The 14138-nt window shown below is 69.7% G+C and carries 13 protein-coding genes and 1 tRNA gene; 12 read left to right on the top strand and 2 right to left on the bottom strand.

All coding sequences use genetic code 11. The features are described from left to right. Nucleotide 1 precedes the first annotated feature (1 nt). The gene (locus Q9S78_RS12745; RefSeq protein ID WP_018186552.1) at nucleotides 2-844 is read right to left on the bottom strand and encodes an SGNH/GDSL hydrolase family protein; all 843 of its coding nucleotides are present in this window, start codon (nucleotides 842-844) and stop codon (nucleotides 2-4) included. A 98-nt stretch (nucleotides 845-942) separates the two neighbouring features. On the opposite strand from Q9S78_RS12745, the gene Q9S78_RS12740 reads away from it, so the two are divergent. The 7 genes from Q9S78_RS12740 (at nucleotide 943) to Q9S78_RS12710 (ending at nucleotide 8500) form a co-directional block, all read left to right on the top strand. Next, nucleotides 943-2787, top strand: coding sequence for a DEAD/DEAH box helicase (locus Q9S78_RS12740; RefSeq protein WP_311870717.1), 1845 nt, complete (start codon nucleotides 943-945; stop codon nucleotides 2785-2787). An 80-nt stretch (nucleotides 2788-2867) separates the two neighbouring features. After that, nucleotides 2868-3971, top strand: coding sequence for a VIT1/CCC1 transporter family protein (locus Q9S78_RS12735; RefSeq protein ID WP_311870543.1), 1104 nt, complete (start codon nucleotides 2868-2870; stop codon nucleotides 3969-3971). 105 nt (nucleotides 3972-4076) lie between these two features. Further along, nucleotides 4077-4161: transfer RNA gene (locus tag Q9S78_RS12730), tRNA-Leu, on the top strand. 147 nt (nucleotides 4162-4308) lie between these two features. Beyond that, entirely contained in the window at nucleotides 4309-5295 is a 987-nt protein-coding gene (locus Q9S78_RS12725; RefSeq protein WP_020097476.1) for an ABC transporter ATP-binding protein, read from the top strand. Next, nucleotides 5288-6316 (top strand): ABC transporter permease, encoded by a 1029-nt coding sequence (locus tag Q9S78_RS12720; protein ID WP_311870540.1) that lies wholly within the window; start codon nucleotides 5288-5290, stop codon nucleotides 6314-6316. The genes Q9S78_RS12725 and Q9S78_RS12720 overlap by 8 nt, the downstream gene beginning before the upstream one ends. A gap of 42 nt (nucleotides 6317-6358) precedes the next feature. Next, the gene (locus Q9S78_RS12715; RefSeq protein ID WP_311856418.1) at nucleotides 6359-7657 is read left to right on the top strand and encodes a M20/M25/M40 family metallo-hydrolase; all 1299 of its coding nucleotides are present in this window, start codon (nucleotides 6359-6361) and stop codon (nucleotides 7655-7657) included. A 9-nt stretch (nucleotides 7658-7666) separates the two neighbouring features. Beyond that, a complete protein-coding gene (locus tag Q9S78_RS12710; protein WP_018186558.1) occupies nucleotides 7667-8500 on the top strand; it encodes an undecaprenyl-diphosphate phosphatase in 834 nt (277 codons plus the stop codon). Between the two features lie 10 nt (nucleotides 8501-8510). Here Q9S78_RS12710 and Q9S78_RS12705 read toward each other — a convergent pair whose 3' ends face one another. Further along, entirely contained in the window at nucleotides 8511-9374 is an 864-nt protein-coding gene (locus Q9S78_RS12705; RefSeq protein ID WP_018186559.1) for a PAC2 family protein, read from the bottom strand. A 78-nt stretch (nucleotides 9375-9452) separates the two neighbouring features. On the opposite strand from Q9S78_RS12705, the gene Q9S78_RS12700 reads away from it, so the two are divergent. The 5 genes from Q9S78_RS12700 to Q9S78_RS12680 are packed head-to-tail and all read left to right on the top strand — an operon-like array spanning nucleotide 9453 to nucleotide 14115. After that, nucleotides 9453-10133 (top strand): HAD family hydrolase, encoded by a 681-nt coding sequence (locus tag Q9S78_RS12700; RefSeq protein WP_018186560.1) that lies wholly within the window; start codon nucleotides 9453-9455, stop codon nucleotides 10131-10133. Beyond that, nucleotides 10130-11143: a tRNA (adenine-N1)-methyltransferase gene (locus Q9S78_RS12695; RefSeq protein WP_311870537.1), complete on the top strand. Its 1014-nt coding sequence runs from the start codon at nucleotides 10130-10132 to the stop codon at nucleotides 11141-11143. Before Q9S78_RS12700 ends, Q9S78_RS12695 begins: the two co-directional genes overlap by 4 nt. Before the next feature lie 4 nt (nucleotides 11144-11147). Continuing rightward, nucleotides 11148-12116, top strand: a complete 969-nt coding sequence (locus Q9S78_RS12690; protein ID WP_018186562.1) for an FKBP-type peptidyl-prolyl cis-trans isomerase — start codon at nucleotides 11148-11150, stop codon at nucleotides 12114-12116. A gap of 44 nt (nucleotides 12117-12160) precedes the next feature. After that, nucleotides 12161-13159: a helix-turn-helix transcriptional regulator gene (locus tag Q9S78_RS12685; RefSeq protein ID WP_020097470.1), complete on the top strand. Its 999-nt coding sequence runs from the start codon at nucleotides 12161-12163 to the stop codon at nucleotides 13157-13159. Continuing rightward, nucleotides 13156-14115, top strand: a complete 960-nt coding sequence (locus Q9S78_RS12680; RefSeq protein ID WP_311870535.1) for a helix-turn-helix transcriptional regulator — start codon at nucleotides 13156-13158, stop codon at nucleotides 14113-14115. The genes Q9S78_RS12685 and Q9S78_RS12680 overlap by 4 nt, the downstream gene beginning before the upstream one ends. Nucleotides 14116-14138: the final 23 nt, after the last annotated feature.

The raw sequence follows: 14138 nt of genomic DNA, 5'->3' as shown, positions 1-14138 counted from the left end.
CTCAGTCGCCGGAGTGCGTCGACGAGAACGGCAGCGCGTCGGGGCGCTTGGCCGTGACGTTGTCTCCCGACGACTGGTGGCGCAGGCGTCGCAGCACCCACGGGACGAAGTGCGCCCGCGCCCACACGAGATCGTTCGCCCGGGCCGCCCGCCACGTGGTCGGTGGCAGGGCCTCGGGCGACATCGGCTGCAGGTCGTTCGGCACGTTGAGCGCGCGGAGCACCATGCGTGCGACCTCGTGATGTCCGAGGGAGTTGTAGTGCAGGCGGTCGTCGTCGAAGAAGCGCATGTCCTGCACCTCTTTCAACGCCCACTGGTCGGCCACGATGCAGTCGTAGCGGTCGGCGATCGCCCGGATGTTCTCGTTGTAGATCGCGACGCGACCGCGGATGCCGCGGAAGACCGGCGTGAACTCGGTGTCAATCGCGGTGAAGACCAGCAGCGTCGCGCCCTGCGATGAGAGGCGGGCGACGGCATCCTCGAACAGCTCCGCGACAGCATCCGGATCGCCCTGCGGACGGATCACGTCGTTGCCGCCGGCCGAGAGGGTGATGAGGTCGGGCTTCAGCGCGAGGGCGGGCTCGATCTGAGCGTCGACGATCTGGCGGATGAGCTTGCCGCGGATCGCGAGGTTCGCGTAGGCGAAATCGTCGACCTGCGAGGCCAGCACGGCCGCGACGCGGTCGGCCCAACCGCGGTGCTCACCGGGGCGATCCGGGTAGGGATCGCCGATGCCTTCGGTGAAGGAGTCTCCGATCGAGACCATGCGCCGCCAGGGGTGGGCGGTCGCGTTCGGTATGTACGGCGACCGGTTCTCGTCCGGGGCCTGGTCGTTCTCGCGCATGGCACCTCCGCATCGAGGCTACCCGCCGGATGCCGCCGGTCCCGATCGACGACCGGTGTCCCTGGGCGCGATTAGGGTGGATCGACGTGACGAGCGAGATGACGAGCGAAGAGGGGGCGGCCCCGGACGAGCCCCACTTCGGGAGTTTCGCCGCCGAGCACCTCTCTCCCGCCTTCCCGCAGCGTGCGCCGTGGGGCACGGCGCAGAACCTCCGTGCCTGGCAGGTCGAGGCCCTCGAGCGTTACTTCGAGATGGACGGACCCGACGGGATCGGCGGGGGCCCGCGTGACTTCCTCGCCGCCGCGACCCCCGGCGCCGGCAAGACGACCTTCGCCCTCCGTCTCGCGAGCGAGCTGTTGCGGCGGCGGATCATCGACCGCATCATCGTTGTCGCCCCGACCGAACACCTGAAGACCCAGTGGGCGGATGCCGCAGCCCGTGTCTCCATCCGCCTCGACCCGCGGTTCAGCAACAAGCACTTCTCGCCGGCGCGGCACTACCACGGGGTCGCCGTCACCTACGCGCAGGTCGCGGTGAAGGCATCCGTCCACGAGCGACTCGTCCTCGACTCCCGCGCCCTGGTGATCCTCGACGAAGTCCACCACGGCGGCGACGCGCTCAGCTGGGGCGACGCGCTCCGCGAGGCGTACGGCCGCGCGACGCGCCGCCTCCTGCTGTCGGGCACCCCGTTCCGCAGCGACACCGCGCCCATCCCGTTCGTCGAGTACCACCCGAACGACAAGGGCATCCGCCTGTCGCGGACGGACTACAACTACGGCTACGGCCGGGCGCTCGCCGACGGCGTCGTGCGTCCCGTGCTCTTCCACGTCTACGCCGGGCAGATGAAGTGGCGGACGAAGGCGGGCGACGAATACGAAGCCCACCTCGGCCAGGACAACACGAAGGACATCAACTCCCAGGCGTGGCGGACAGCGCTCAACCCCGAGGGGGAGTGGATCTCGGCCGTCCTGCGTTCGGCCGACCGCCGTCTCACCGAGGTTCGCCAGGACGTGCCGGATGCCGGGGGCCTGGTCATCGCGACGGATCAGACGGCCGCGCGCGCCTACGCCGCGATCCTCCGCGACATCACGGGGGAGCCGACCACGGTCGTCCTCTCGGACGACAAGGCCGCGTCGGGGCGCATCGAGACCTTCGGGCAGTCGACGACGCGGTGGATGGTCGCGGTCCGCATGGTGTCAGAGGGCGTCGACGTGCCGCGGCTCGCGGTCGGCGTCTACGCGACCAGTGCGTCGACACCGCTCTTCTTCGCGCAGGCCATCGGGCGCTTCGTCCGCGCGCGACGTCGCGGCGAAGCGGCATCCGTGTTCCTCCCCAACGTCCCCCAGCTGCTCGCCCTCGCGAACGAGATGGAGCGTGAGCGCGACCATGCGCTCGATCGCGAGGAGAGCGACGACGACGGCCTCGAGGACTCGCTGCTCGAAGACGCGGAGCGCGAGGACAAGGCATCCGACTCGCTCATCGAGGAGGGCAGCTACCAGGCGCTCGGATCGACGGCGCATTTCGATCGGGTGCTCTACGACGGCAAGGAGTTCGGTCAGCTGGCTGTGCCGGGGACGCTGGAGGAGGAGGAGTTCCTCGGGATCCCCGGGCTCCTCGAGCCCGAGCACGTGCACGAGCTGCTGATGCAGCGGCAGTCGCGGCAGACCCGTCACCGCCACGCGCGGGAGGCGCAGGAGAAGACGACGGCCGACGCGACCGGCGAGCCGGAGAACACGCTGCCCCCGGCCCTCCATCGCACGCTCCGCGAACAGCGGCAGCTGCTCAACAGTCTCGTCGGGCTGTACGCCCGGCAGAGCGGCGAACCGCACGGCGCCGTGCATGCCGAGCTCCGACGGATCTGCGGCGGCCCCGAGGTTGCCCGCGCGACGGTCGCACAGCTGCAGGCGCGCATCGAGGTCCTGCGCAAGCGCGTCCACTCCTGACCCCTTCGGATCCCCGAAATGCTGGCAGTTCCGGCTTTCGGGCGGTTCCCGCGCTTCGTCGTGGCTACCGTGAAAGGGACATGAGCACGATGAACGCGACGCCCCTGCCCGACGCCACCCCCCGAGATCGCCGGCGGTGGGCCGCCTACCTCTCGGACGAACGTGCCGAAGCGCGCGTGTACCGCGAGCTCGCCGCCCGGAAGTCGGGGGAGGAGCGCGAGATCCTCGACGCGCTCGCCGACGCGGAGGGGCGCCACGAAGCGCACTGGTTGGGCCTCCTCGGCGGGGAGCCCGCGCGGCTCCCGCGGGCGTCCATCCGAACGCGACTGCTGGCGACGATGGCCCGCCGGTTCGGGTCGATCTTCGTCCTGGCGCTCGCCCAGAACGCCGAGAACCGCTCGCCGTACGACGACGACCCTCACGCCACCCCGGCCATGCGCGCGGATGAGAAGATCCACGGCGAAGTCGTCCGTGGCCTTGCCGCGCGGGGTCGCATGCGGCTGTCGGGCACCTTCCGCGCCGCTGTCTTCGGCGCCAATGACGGTCTCGTCTCCAACCTCGCCCTCGTGATGGGCATCGGGGCGACCGGCGTCGCGCCGCAGTTCGTCCTCTTCAGCGGCATCGCGGGTCTGCTGGCCGGCGCGCTGTCGATGGCCGCGGGGGAGTTCGTCTCGGTCCGGTCGCAGCGCGAGCTCATCGAGGCCACGCATCCGAACAACGACACCGACCACGTCCTCCCCGATCTCGACCTCGACGCGAACGAACTCGCTCTCGTCTACCGGACGCGAGGACTCGACGAGGAAGAGGCGCTGGAGCGGGCGCGACAGGTCGTCGCCACGGCACAGGCGAGCGACCGTGCCGTCCCCTACCGTCGCGCCGCCGAGCCGCCCGCCGACCTCGAGTCCGTCGGCTCCGCCTTCGGGGCCGCGGCCTCCAGCTTCGCGTTCTTCGCCTCGGGCGCGGTCATCCCGGTCCTGCCGTGGATCTTCGGGCTCTCCGGCCTCGCGGCCGTGACCCTGGCACTCGCCCTGGTGGGCCTGGCGCTGCTCCTGACCGGGGCGACGGTCGGTCTGCTCTCGGGTGCACCGCCCCTCCGCCGGGGACTGCGCCAGCTGGCGATCGGTTTCGGTGCGGCGGCGATCACGTACCTGCTGGGTCTCCTGTTCGGCGTGTCCGCGGCGTAGGCGGACCGGACAGTCGGCCCGATTATCCGCACCGCCGAGAACGTGCTACTGTCGATCCTCGGTTGCGAAACCGAAATCCCGGAGGAAACAAAGGGAGAAAACTCTGCGCGGGTGGCGGAATAGGTAGACGCGCTAGCTTGAGGTGCTAGTGCCCGAATAGGGCGTGGGGGTTCAAGTCCCCCCTCGCGCACAGAGGAAGAAATGGGTCCCGAAAGGGGCCCATTTCTCGTTTCGGATCGGTGCGGTGTCGCTGACGAGGCACCTCTCCCCTGTGAGGGGGAGAGGCGTCATCCCCGTGGGGGAGGCGTTCTCGAGCGCCGTGCCCTGGACTGTGGACATGGACCGCGATCCCGCCCTGCCCGCTCTCACGACCATCGACCGCGAACGTGCGTCGGTGGTGTCGGTGAGGCGGCTGACGAAGCGGTACGGACGGCGCACGGCGCTCGACGACGTCGACCTCGAGATCTCCCGAGGAACGGTCGTTGGCATACTCGGGCCCAATGGTGCCGGCAAGTCGACTCTGCTGGAGACCGTCGCCGGCTTGCGGGCATCGACATCGGGGGAGGTCTCCGTCCTCGGCGTGGATCCTCGACGAGAGCGACGTCAGACCACCCGGCGGGTGTCGGTGCAACCGCAGTCAGCCAGCGTGTTCGGATACCTGTCCGTCCGAGAGACGGTCAGGTTGTACGCCTCGTTCCACTCGTCCCATCGGGACGTTGCGCAGGTGATCGCCGACCTGGGCCTCTCGGAGCAGGTCGATGTCCGCGCACGCGACCTCTCGGGTGGTCAGCTGCGACGCCTGCTGCTCGCGGTCGCCATCATCGGCATTCCCGAGATCGTCATCCTCGATGAGCCGTCCGCCGGGCTCGATCCCGAGGCGAGGAAGCACCTGCTGGAGCTCATCCGATCGCTCGCCCGGGACGGCACCACCATCATCTTCTCCACGCACGACATGGCCGAAGCCGCCCAGATCTGCGATCGAGTCGTCATCGTCGTCGCCGGACGGATCCGGGCAGATGGGCCGCCCGCAGAACTCATCGACGGCGGGAGATCGACGCTGACCTTCGACGTCGTGAGCGAGGAAGCTCTGAGTCGCACACGATCGGTGCTCCCTGCCGACACCGTGACGTGGTCCCAGGATGCTCGAGGATTCCACGTCAGCCACGCGACAGCCGACCCGGATGGGGCGTTGGAGTTGTTGACGCGGGATCGTCAGATTCGCGGCCGGTCCTATCGAGTCGTGAGTCCCACGCTCGAAGATCTCTACCTGTCGATCGTCCGGGATGCCCGTGAGATCGACGAAGGGCGCGACGGCGATGCCTGACACCGCGAGATACGAGCCGCGCTCTGCGTTCGTAGAGCTGGCGACGGCGAGCGCCAAGGACCTCTACCGGGACCGAAAAGGCGCGTTCTCGATCCTGTTCACCTTCTTCTTCTTCTTCCTGCTGATCATCGGGCTCAACTTCGTGGTCAACGTCGGCGGCCGAGAGGATCCGGTGGTCGTCATCGACAGCGCCGTGCCGCAGAGTGCTCAGATCGCCGGCGAACTGGAGTCGGCCGGCATCGTGGTGGCCGAAGCGGAGGAAGCCTCGGCCACCGTCACGATTACCGCGGCGCGCAACGGTGTCGCCATCGTCCTGGACGCCGAGGCGGACCCGAAATGGCTGGCGGTGGCGGCGGCCGTGGAGCGCACCGGGACTGCCTACTCGGTCACGGACACCGACGGTGAGGTGTGGATCGACCTGCTCCGGGCGAACCTCGCTGCGTTGTCGTGCATCGGGCTGCTGGCCATCACCTTCATCGGAACGTCCGTTCCGCTCACGAGGATGCGCGAGAACGGCACCCTCCGTCTCCTCGGAACCACGCCCGCCAGCAAGTTCACCTTCATCGCCGCCCTCACCCCCTCGCGCCTGATCTTCGCGCTGTTCGTCATCGTGACGATCCACGCGACCTCGATGATCCTGGGGTACTCGCAGCTCTGGCAGCTCTTCCGCCTCGTGTTCACGATGCTGCTCGGCGTCGCGATGTTCTTCGCGCTCGCCTATCTGCTCGCGTCTCGGACGCGGCGCGCGGAGACGGTGAACAATCTCGCCGCCGTGCTGCCGGTGATGGCGATCTTCGCTTCGGGGTCCGTTCTGCCCTCCCACCTCATACCCGAGCCGGTGACGTGGGTGCTCAACTGTCTGCCCACCACCTGGTACATGCGCGCCGCCGCAGCCGACCTCGCGGGTGACACGACCAGCGCAGGGCTCCTGTTCCTCTACTGGGGGCTGATGCTCGTGACGACGCTCGCCGCCGGCATCCTGGCGGCTCGGATGTTCATCTGGGACGACCGCGAGCGGTGAGCATGACGCGGCGCGCGGTGCGCCGCGGGTAGCGTGGGGCGCATGTCCGCTCCCGACGATCTGCCCGAGGTCGCGCGCGTCGCCCGCGATCTGATCCGCTTCGACACGACGAATTACGGCGAAGGACGCGCGAACGGTGAGCGCGAGGCCGCCGAGTACGTCGGCGCGTACCTCGAGTCGTTGGGGCTGGTCCCCGAGTACTACGAGCCGATCCCGCGGCGAACGAATGTCGTCGCACGGGTGCCGGGGCGCGATCCCGACAAGCCTGCGCTCGTCCTGCACGGACACCTCGACGTCGTTCCCGCCGTCGCGGCCGACTGGAGCGTCGATCCCTTCGAGGGTGTCGTGAAGGACGGGATGCTGTGGGGCCGCGGCGCCGTCGACATGAAGGACATGGACGCCATGATCCTCACCTCGGTCGCCGAGCTGCTCAGGGCGGGGGAGAGGCCCGAGCGGGACCTCGTCCTCGCTTTCTTCGCAGATGAGGAGAACGGCGGCGTCGAAGGCTCCCAGCTGGTCGTCCGCGACCGCGCCGAATGGTTCGCCGGCGCGACCGAGGCGATCAGCGAGGTCGGCGGCTACTCGATCGCCGTGGGGGACGAGCGCGCCTACCTGCTGCAGGTGGGCGAGAAGGCGCTCATCTGGATCCGGCTCCACGCCACGGGGCAGGCCGGACACGGCAGCCGCCACCACCCCGACAACGCCGTGACGCGTCTCGCCGAGGCGGTCGCGGCCCTCGGCCGCACGGGCTGGCCCATCGAACTCACCTCGACGACGCGACAGCTCGTCGGATCGCTCGCCGATCTCTCGGGGACCCTGGCCGACGACCCCGACGCCGTCGCCGACACGGCGGGCGCGGCATCCGCCTTCCTGCGCTCGACCTTCCGGACGACCACCAACCCGACCGGTCTGACCGCCGGGTACAAGCACAATGTGATCCCGGATGCCGCGACCGCCGCGATCGACATCCGCACCCTGCCGGGGCACGAGGACGAGGTCCTCGCGCAGGTGCAGCGGATCGTCGGCGACGACATCCGCATCGAGGTCGTCCACCGCGACATCGGACTCGAGGTGCCGTTCGCCGGAGACCTGGTCGACGCGATGGTCGGCGCGCTGGGGCGCCATGATCCCGGAATCCCGGTCATCCCGTACCTTATGGGGGGAGGGACCGACAACAAGGCCCTCGCCGAGCTCGGCATCGCCGGGTTCGGGTTCGCGCCGCTGCGACTGCCCGCCGACCTCGACTTCACCGGGATGTTCCACGGTGTCGACGAACGCGTCCCGATCGACGCCCTCGTCTTCGGGCAGCGTGTGCTCACCGATCTGATCCGCACGTACTGAAAGGCCCCCATGTCGATACTCGACGCCATCATCCTGGGTATCGTCCAGGGCCTGACAGAGTTCCTCCCGATCTCCTCGAGCGCGCATCTGCGCATCGTGGGGGAGTTCCTCCCCAACGCGCAGGACCCTGGTGCGACGTTCACCGCCATCACGCAGATCGGCACCGAGCTCGCGGTCCTGGTCTACTTCTGGAACCGCATCGTGCGGATCGTCGCCGCATGGGCGAAGTCGCTCACCGGGCGTGTTCCGCGCAACGATCCCGACGCCCGTATGGGATGGATCGTCATCATCGGCACGATCCCGATCGGCGTGCTCGGCTTCCTGTTCCAAGACGTCATCCGCGACACCTTCCGGAACCTCTGGCTCGTGGCGACCGTCCTCATCGTCTTCGGCATCATCCTCGGCATCGCCGACGCGCTCGGAAAGCGCGTCCGCACCGAGAAGGACCTCACGATCGGGCACGGGCTCACCCTCGGCGTCGCGCAGTCGTTGGCCCTCGTCCCCGGCGTCTCGCGCTCCGGGGCCACCACGACGGCCGCGCTCGCCATGGGGTACACGCGTCCCGCCGCCGCCGAGGTCGCGTTCCTGCTCGCCGTCCCCGCCGTCTTCGGCAGCGGGCTGTACGAGCTCCTGCAGGCGATCCGCGAGCCCGGTCAGTCGCCGTTCACCCTCGGCGAGACCGCGATCGCAACGGTGGTCTCGTTCGGCGTCGGCCTCGTGGTCATCGCCTACCTGATGCGCTACCTCAAGCGCGGCAGCTTCCTGCCGTTCGTGCTCTACCGGGTCGTCCTCGGCGTCGTGCTGCTCATCCTGCTCGCCTTCGGCGTCCTCCAGGCCTACTGAGCGGGGCCGGTCACCGGCGCGGGTCGTCCTTCGGCCCGCGCGGGCCGTCGCCCCGCCGGCGGAGGTAGCGCTCGAATTCCTGCGCGATCGCGTCGCCGGATGCCTCGGGGGAGTCCCAGGCGTCGCGCGCGGTCTCGAGCTGGCGGATGTACTCTGTCATCTCCTCGTCGTCCGCGGCGGCGGCATCGACCGACGCCTCCCACGCGAGGGCCTCCGCGGGCAGCGCGCCGCGGGTGATCGAGGCACCCGTGATCTCCTCGAGTTTGTCGAGGAGCGCCAGCGTCGCCTTGGGGGACGGGGTGTGCCCGGCGACGTAGTGGGGGATGCTCGCCCAGAGCCCGGCCGTCGGGATGCCGGCCGCCTCGCCGGCGGCGGCGAGAGCCGAAAGGATGCCGACGGGGCCTTCGTAGGTCGATCGCTCCAGCCCGAGCGACGAGCGGAGCTCCTCGTTCTCGGAACCGGCGAACACGGAGATCGGCCGGGTATGGGGGACGTCGCTCATCATGGAACCGAGGGCGACGATGCCGGTGATGTCCTCGCGGAGGGCCGCGTCGATGAACTCGGCGGAGAACGCCTGCCACGCGCGGGCGGGCTCCGTGCCGGTGAGGAGCCACAGGTCGGGACCGTCCTCGCGGGGTGTCGCCGGACGCCAGAGCGTCGCGTCGGGCCAGACCAGGCGACGGGCGCCGTCGGCATCCACCTGCATCTGCGGCCGCGTGTACTGGTAGTCGAAGTACAGCTCCGGGTCGACGCCGAACACCTTCTCGAACGTGCCGGAGGTCCGCAGCTGCGAGGCCGCAGCGGTGGCCGCCTCTCCGGCGTCGTTCCAGCCGTCGACGGCGATCACGAGCACCCGCTGTCCCAGTCCCTGCACGGACGTCCTCTCTGTCGGTACCCCCACGATACGCCGCTGCCCCCGAGGCGGGCGGATGCGCTCGCGTAGCATTGACCGGTGATCTCCCCCCTTCCCGCCGCCGTCCTCTGGGACATGGACGGCACCCTCGTCGACACCGAGCCGTACTGGATGGCTGCCGAGACCCCGCTCGTCGAACGCTTCGGCGGCACCTGGACCCATGACGACGGACTGGGGATGGTGGGACTCGGGCTCGAGGACGCGGCCCGCATCCTCCAGGGCGCCGGCGTGCGCATGGAGGTCGACGAGATCGTCGCCCACCTCACCGAGGAGGTCATGCGCCAGCTCCGCGAGGAGGGTGTCCCCTTCCGGCCGGGCGCCCGCGAACTGCTGCGCGACCTGCGGGACGCCGGCATCCCGACCGCTCTCGTCACGATGTCGATGAGCCGGATGGCGCGGGTCATCACCGACCTCATCGACTTCGACGCGTTCGACGTCGTCATCGGCGGCGACGACGTCGCCCGCCCCAAGCCCCACCCGGACCCGTATCTGCAGGCGTGCGAGGCGCTCGGCGTGGACCCCGCCGACACCGTCGCGTTCGAGGACTCGATCACCGGAACGCGCTCGGCGATAGCCGCGGGCACGGCGACCGTCGGCATCCCGCACATGGTCCCGCTCGACGAGGTCGGTGCCCACGTCCTGTGGCCGACCCTCGAGGGGCGAACGGTGGCGGATGTCGCCGACCTCCTCGCACAGGTGCGTCAGGGGGTCCGCGCATGAGCGCCGACCTGCGGCCGAGTGGCCCGTTCCGCCTCGGTGACCGTGTGCAGCTGACGGGGCCGAAGGGACGTCTCCACACCGTCACCCTCCGCGAGGGCGGCGAGCTGCACACCCACCACGGCGTGCTCCGCCACGAGGCGATCATCGGACAGCCCGACGGCTCTGTCGTCGCCAACAGCGGGGGCCACGAATACCTCGCGCTCCGCCCGCTGCTGCGCGACTTCGTGATGTCGATGCCCCGCGGCGCCGCCATCGTGTACCCGAAGGATGCCGCGCAGATCCTCGCCTCCGCCGACATCTTCCCGGGTGCCACCGTCGTCGAGGCCGGCGTCGGGTCGGGCGCCCTCTCGATGTGGCTCCTCCGGGCGATCGGTCCGTCCGGGCGGCTCCTGTCGTTCGAGCGGCGAGAGGAGTTCTCGGAGGTCGCCGAGGCGAACGTCGAGACGTTCTTCGGCCACTACCCCGAGTCGTGGCGGGTCGTCGTGGGCGATCTCGCCGAGCAGCTCCCGCAGGTGACCGAGCCCGGCAGCGTCGACCGCGTCGTCCTCGACATGCTCGCGCCGTGGGAGTGCATCGACGTCGTCGCCGACGCACTCACACCCGGCGGCGTGGTCCTCTGCTACATCGCGACCGCGACGCAGCTGAGCCGCGTCGCGGAGTATATCCGCCACTCGGGATTGTTCACCGAGCCCGAGGCGACCGAGACGATGGTCCGCGGATGGCACGTCGAGGGGCTCGCGGTCCGGCCCGATCACCGGATGGTCGCCCACACCGGGTTCCTGCTCACGGCACGGCGCCTCGCCCCCGGAGCGATGCCGCCCGACGTCCGCAAGCGCGCCCTCAAGAAGCCGTCGTACGCGGATGAGGATGTCGAGGCGTGGACGCCGGGCGCCGTGGGGGATCGTGAGATCACCGACAAGAACCTCCGCAAGCGCGTGCGCGATGCGCAGCGCGCGGCGGGCGGTGCCCGTCAGGCCGCCGTGGATCGCTCCGGCGAGACCGTAGACTGAACGAATGCGTCAGATCCCCGCTGCCGTGGCCGTACTCGGCCTGACTGCCCTGGCCCTCGTCGGGTGCGCCCCGTCCGGACCCTCCGACAGCGGTTGTGAGCGTGTCACCGCGCCCGCATCGTCGCTCGATCTCGTCGATGTGACGGGTGCCGAAGGCTTGCCGACGGCGTCCACGACCGATCCGGTCTACGTGTCGAAGACCGCGTACACCGACCTCGCCACGGGCAAGGGCACTCCGATCACGTCGGGGATGCAGGATCTGCAGATCGGGATCACTGTGCTGAACGGTCAGACCGGTCAGACGCTCGTGTCGGCGCCGACCAAGCTGGTCGCGCTGAACGTCCTCGAGCAGTCGTTCCCCACGATCGGCAAGGCGCTCGACTGCGCGCGGCCCGGTGCCCGCATCGTCGCGGCGATGCCCGCGAAGGACATCAACCCGACGTTCGTGCAGCAGGCCGGGCTGTCCGAGAGCGCGTCGGCCGTCCTGGTCATCGACGTGAACACCGTCCTCCTCCCGGCGGCCAACGGGGTCCCGCAGTACGTCGACGGTGCCAACGTGCCGACCGTGGTCCTCGCGCCCGACGGCACGCCGGGGATCATCGTCCCCGACGCCGCGCCGCCGAAGGGTCTGGTCATCAAGACCCTCAAGAAGGGCGACGGTGAGAAGATCACCGCCGACTCCCGCGCCCGGCTGCAGTACACGGGCGTCGCCTGGAACACCGGAGAGGTGTTCGATTCGACGTGGCAGAACGGCGAAGCCGTGACGTTCGCGAAGGACCAGTTCTCCGAGGGCTTCGCGCGGGCAATCGAGGGGCAGACGGTCGGCTCGCAGGTGCTCGTGGTCGTTCCGTCCGACATGGCGAAGGTCCAGGGTCAGTCGGCGCAGAACGAGCCGCCGACGGGGACTCTCGTCTACGTGATCGACATCCTCGGGATCGACCCGACGACCGATTCCCCGACCGCGACACAGTGAGCTCCCGCGGGGCCGAGCACCGGTCCCGCGCCTAGGATTGCGATGTGTCCACCGAAGCGATCCGCAGCGCGCCCGAGGAACGACTCGTCAACCTCGTGGTCGCATTGCTCGCGACCGAGCAGGGGCTGACGAAGGACACGATCCTCTCGTCCGTGTCCGGATATCGCGAGCAGGGTGCGGCCGGGGCGTCCAAAGACGCACTCGAGAAGATGTTCGAACGAGACAAGGACAGTCTGCGTTCCCTGGGAGTGCCGATCGAGACGATCGGCGACTACGCCGATCCCGACGATCTGCGTGAGGCGCGCTACCGAGTCCCCACCTCGGAGTACTCGCTCCCCGTCGACATCGACTTCACCCCGGCCGAGATCGCGGTCCTGAACCTGGCGAGCGGTGTGTGGGGCGAGAGCTCGATGTCGGCATCCGCCCGCAGCGGACTCCGGAAGATCCAGGCGCTGGGGATCGAGGTCGACGCGCCCATCATCGGCTACGCGCCGCGCATCAGCTTGCGCGAGCCGTCCTTCGCGCCGCTGCAGCGGGCGATCGAGCAGGGTCGCGTCGTCGAGTTCGACTACATCAAGGGCGGGTCGGATGCCGCGCACCGCCGCCGCGTGCAGCCGTGGGCCCTCGTCGAGTACGACGGTCGCTGGCACGTGTACGGCTTCGACCTCCTGCAGGACGCCGAGCGCACGTTCCTCCTGTCCCGCATCCCTTCGGACGTCGTCGTGACGCGGGCGTCCTTCGATCTGTCCCTGCGAGAGGGAGCGGGCGAGAAGGCGATCGCCGGCCTGGATGCGGTCGCCGCCCGCCAGCAGGCGCGGCTGCAGGTCGAGCCCGGCACCGAGGCGCTCCTCCGCCTCCACCGTCGTGCGCTGTCCGAAGATGAGACGGGATGCCTCGTGCCCTACGTCGACGCCCAGGTCTTCGCGGACGAGCTCGCCTCGTACGGCCCCGAGGTCCGTGTGATCGATCCGCCGTACCTCGCCGAGCTCGTCGCGTCGCGGCTGCGTCGCGCACGGGATCTCCATGCCGAGGTCGGGGCATGAGCGCCCAGCCGCTGGTGGCGACCGACAGGGCGTCCCTCATCCTGCAGCTCGTCCCGTACCTCATCTCCAAGGGCGAGGTCACCGTGGCGGACGCGGCCCGGGACTTCGACGTCGAGGCGGATGAGATGCGGTCGATGGTCGAGAAGCTGACGGTCATCGGCCTCCCCGGCGACGGCGGTTTCTGGCAGATGGCGAACGACCTCTTCGACATCGACTGGGACCTCCTCGACGAGCAGGACACCATCTCGATCACCAATGCCGTCGCGCTGGAGCGGACGCCGAGGCTGACCGCGCGCGAAGCGGCCGCACTGCTCGCCGGCCTCCAACTCGCCGCCAGCCTTCCGGGTGTGGGTGACAGCGGGGTCGTCCAGGGTCTGCTCGCCAAACTCGCCGCCGGCGCATCGAGCGCTCCCGCCGAGGTGATCGTCGCGACGCCCGTCGTCGACGACGTGCGGACGACGGTGGCGGACGCCGTGCAGCGAGGCGTCGCGGTGTCCTTCTCCTACCGGGCCCCGGATGCGCCCGCGACGACGCGCACCGTCGACCCCGTCAAAGTCCACATCGCCGACGGCCAGTGGTACCTCCAGGGGTGGTGCCATCTGCGGCAAGCGATCCGTACCTTCCATCTCGACCGGGTATCGGACGTCGTCCTCACCGACATCCCGAGCACGCACGGTGCCGACCCTCTGCCGGGGCTGTTCGAGCCGGGTGAGACCGATGTCGTGGTCGAGCTCCGCTGCCGCAAGGACGTCGTCCCTCTGCTCGGCGAGTTCGCGGCGCGCGCCGTGGTCCGAGGCAAGGGCGAGTTCCGCTCGGTGAGCCTCCGCGTCGGCGACGAACGCAGCCTCAAGCGGCTGGCGGCGCGGCTCGGCGGCGATGTCGAGATCGTCTCGCCCCCCGAGGCGCGAGAAGCTGCTCGCACCTGGGCGGATGCCGGGCTCGCGCAGTACGCCTGAGGGTCTCTGTTCACCTGGGGCGG

Origin of the sequence: Microbacterium aquilitoris (assembly GCF_031932285.1) — a bacterium.
Classification (GTDB): Bacteria; Actinomycetota; Actinomycetes; order Actinomycetales; family Microbacteriaceae; genus Microbacterium; species Microbacterium aquilitoris.
Note: the sequence above shows the minus strand (reverse complement) of the source record. Positions and strands in the feature narration are given on the sequence as shown.

Coding starts and splice junctions, on each gene's coding strand:
- Q9S78_RS12680 (WP_311870535.1), top strand. CDS start 13,156: ATGAGCGCCCAGCCGCTGGTGGCGACCGACAGGGCGTCCCTCATCCTG.
- Q9S78_RS12690 (WP_018186562.1), top strand. CDS start 11,148: ATGCGTCAGATCCCCGCTGCCGTGGCCGTACTCGGCCTGACTGCCCTG.
- Q9S78_RS12715 (WP_311856418.1), top strand. CDS start 6,359: ATGTCCGCTCCCGACGATCTGCCCGAGGTCGCGCGCGTCGCCCGCGAT.
- Q9S78_RS12735 (WP_311870543.1), top strand. CDS start 2,868: ATGAGCACGATGAACGCGACGCCCCTGCCCGACGCCACCCCCCGAGAT.
- Q9S78_RS12725 (WP_020097476.1), top strand. CDS start 4,309: ATGGACCGCGATCCCGCCCTGCCCGCTCTCACGACCATCGACCGCGAA.
- Q9S78_RS12745 (WP_018186552.1), bottom strand. CDS start 844: ATGCGCGAGAACGACCAGGCCCCGGACGAGAACCGGTCGCCGTACATA.
- Q9S78_RS12740 (WP_311870717.1), top strand. CDS start 943: ATGACGAGCGAAGAGGGGGCGGCCCCGGACGAGCCCCACTTCGGGAGT.
- Q9S78_RS12695 (WP_311870537.1), top strand. CDS start 10,130: ATGAGCGCCGACCTGCGGCCGAGTGGCCCGTTCCGCCTCGGTGACCGT.
- Q9S78_RS12720 (WP_311870540.1), top strand. CDS start 5,288: ATGCCTGACACCGCGAGATACGAGCCGCGCTCTGCGTTCGTAGAGCTG.
- Q9S78_RS12710 (WP_018186558.1), top strand. CDS start 7,667: ATGTCGATACTCGACGCCATCATCCTGGGTATCGTCCAGGGCCTGACA.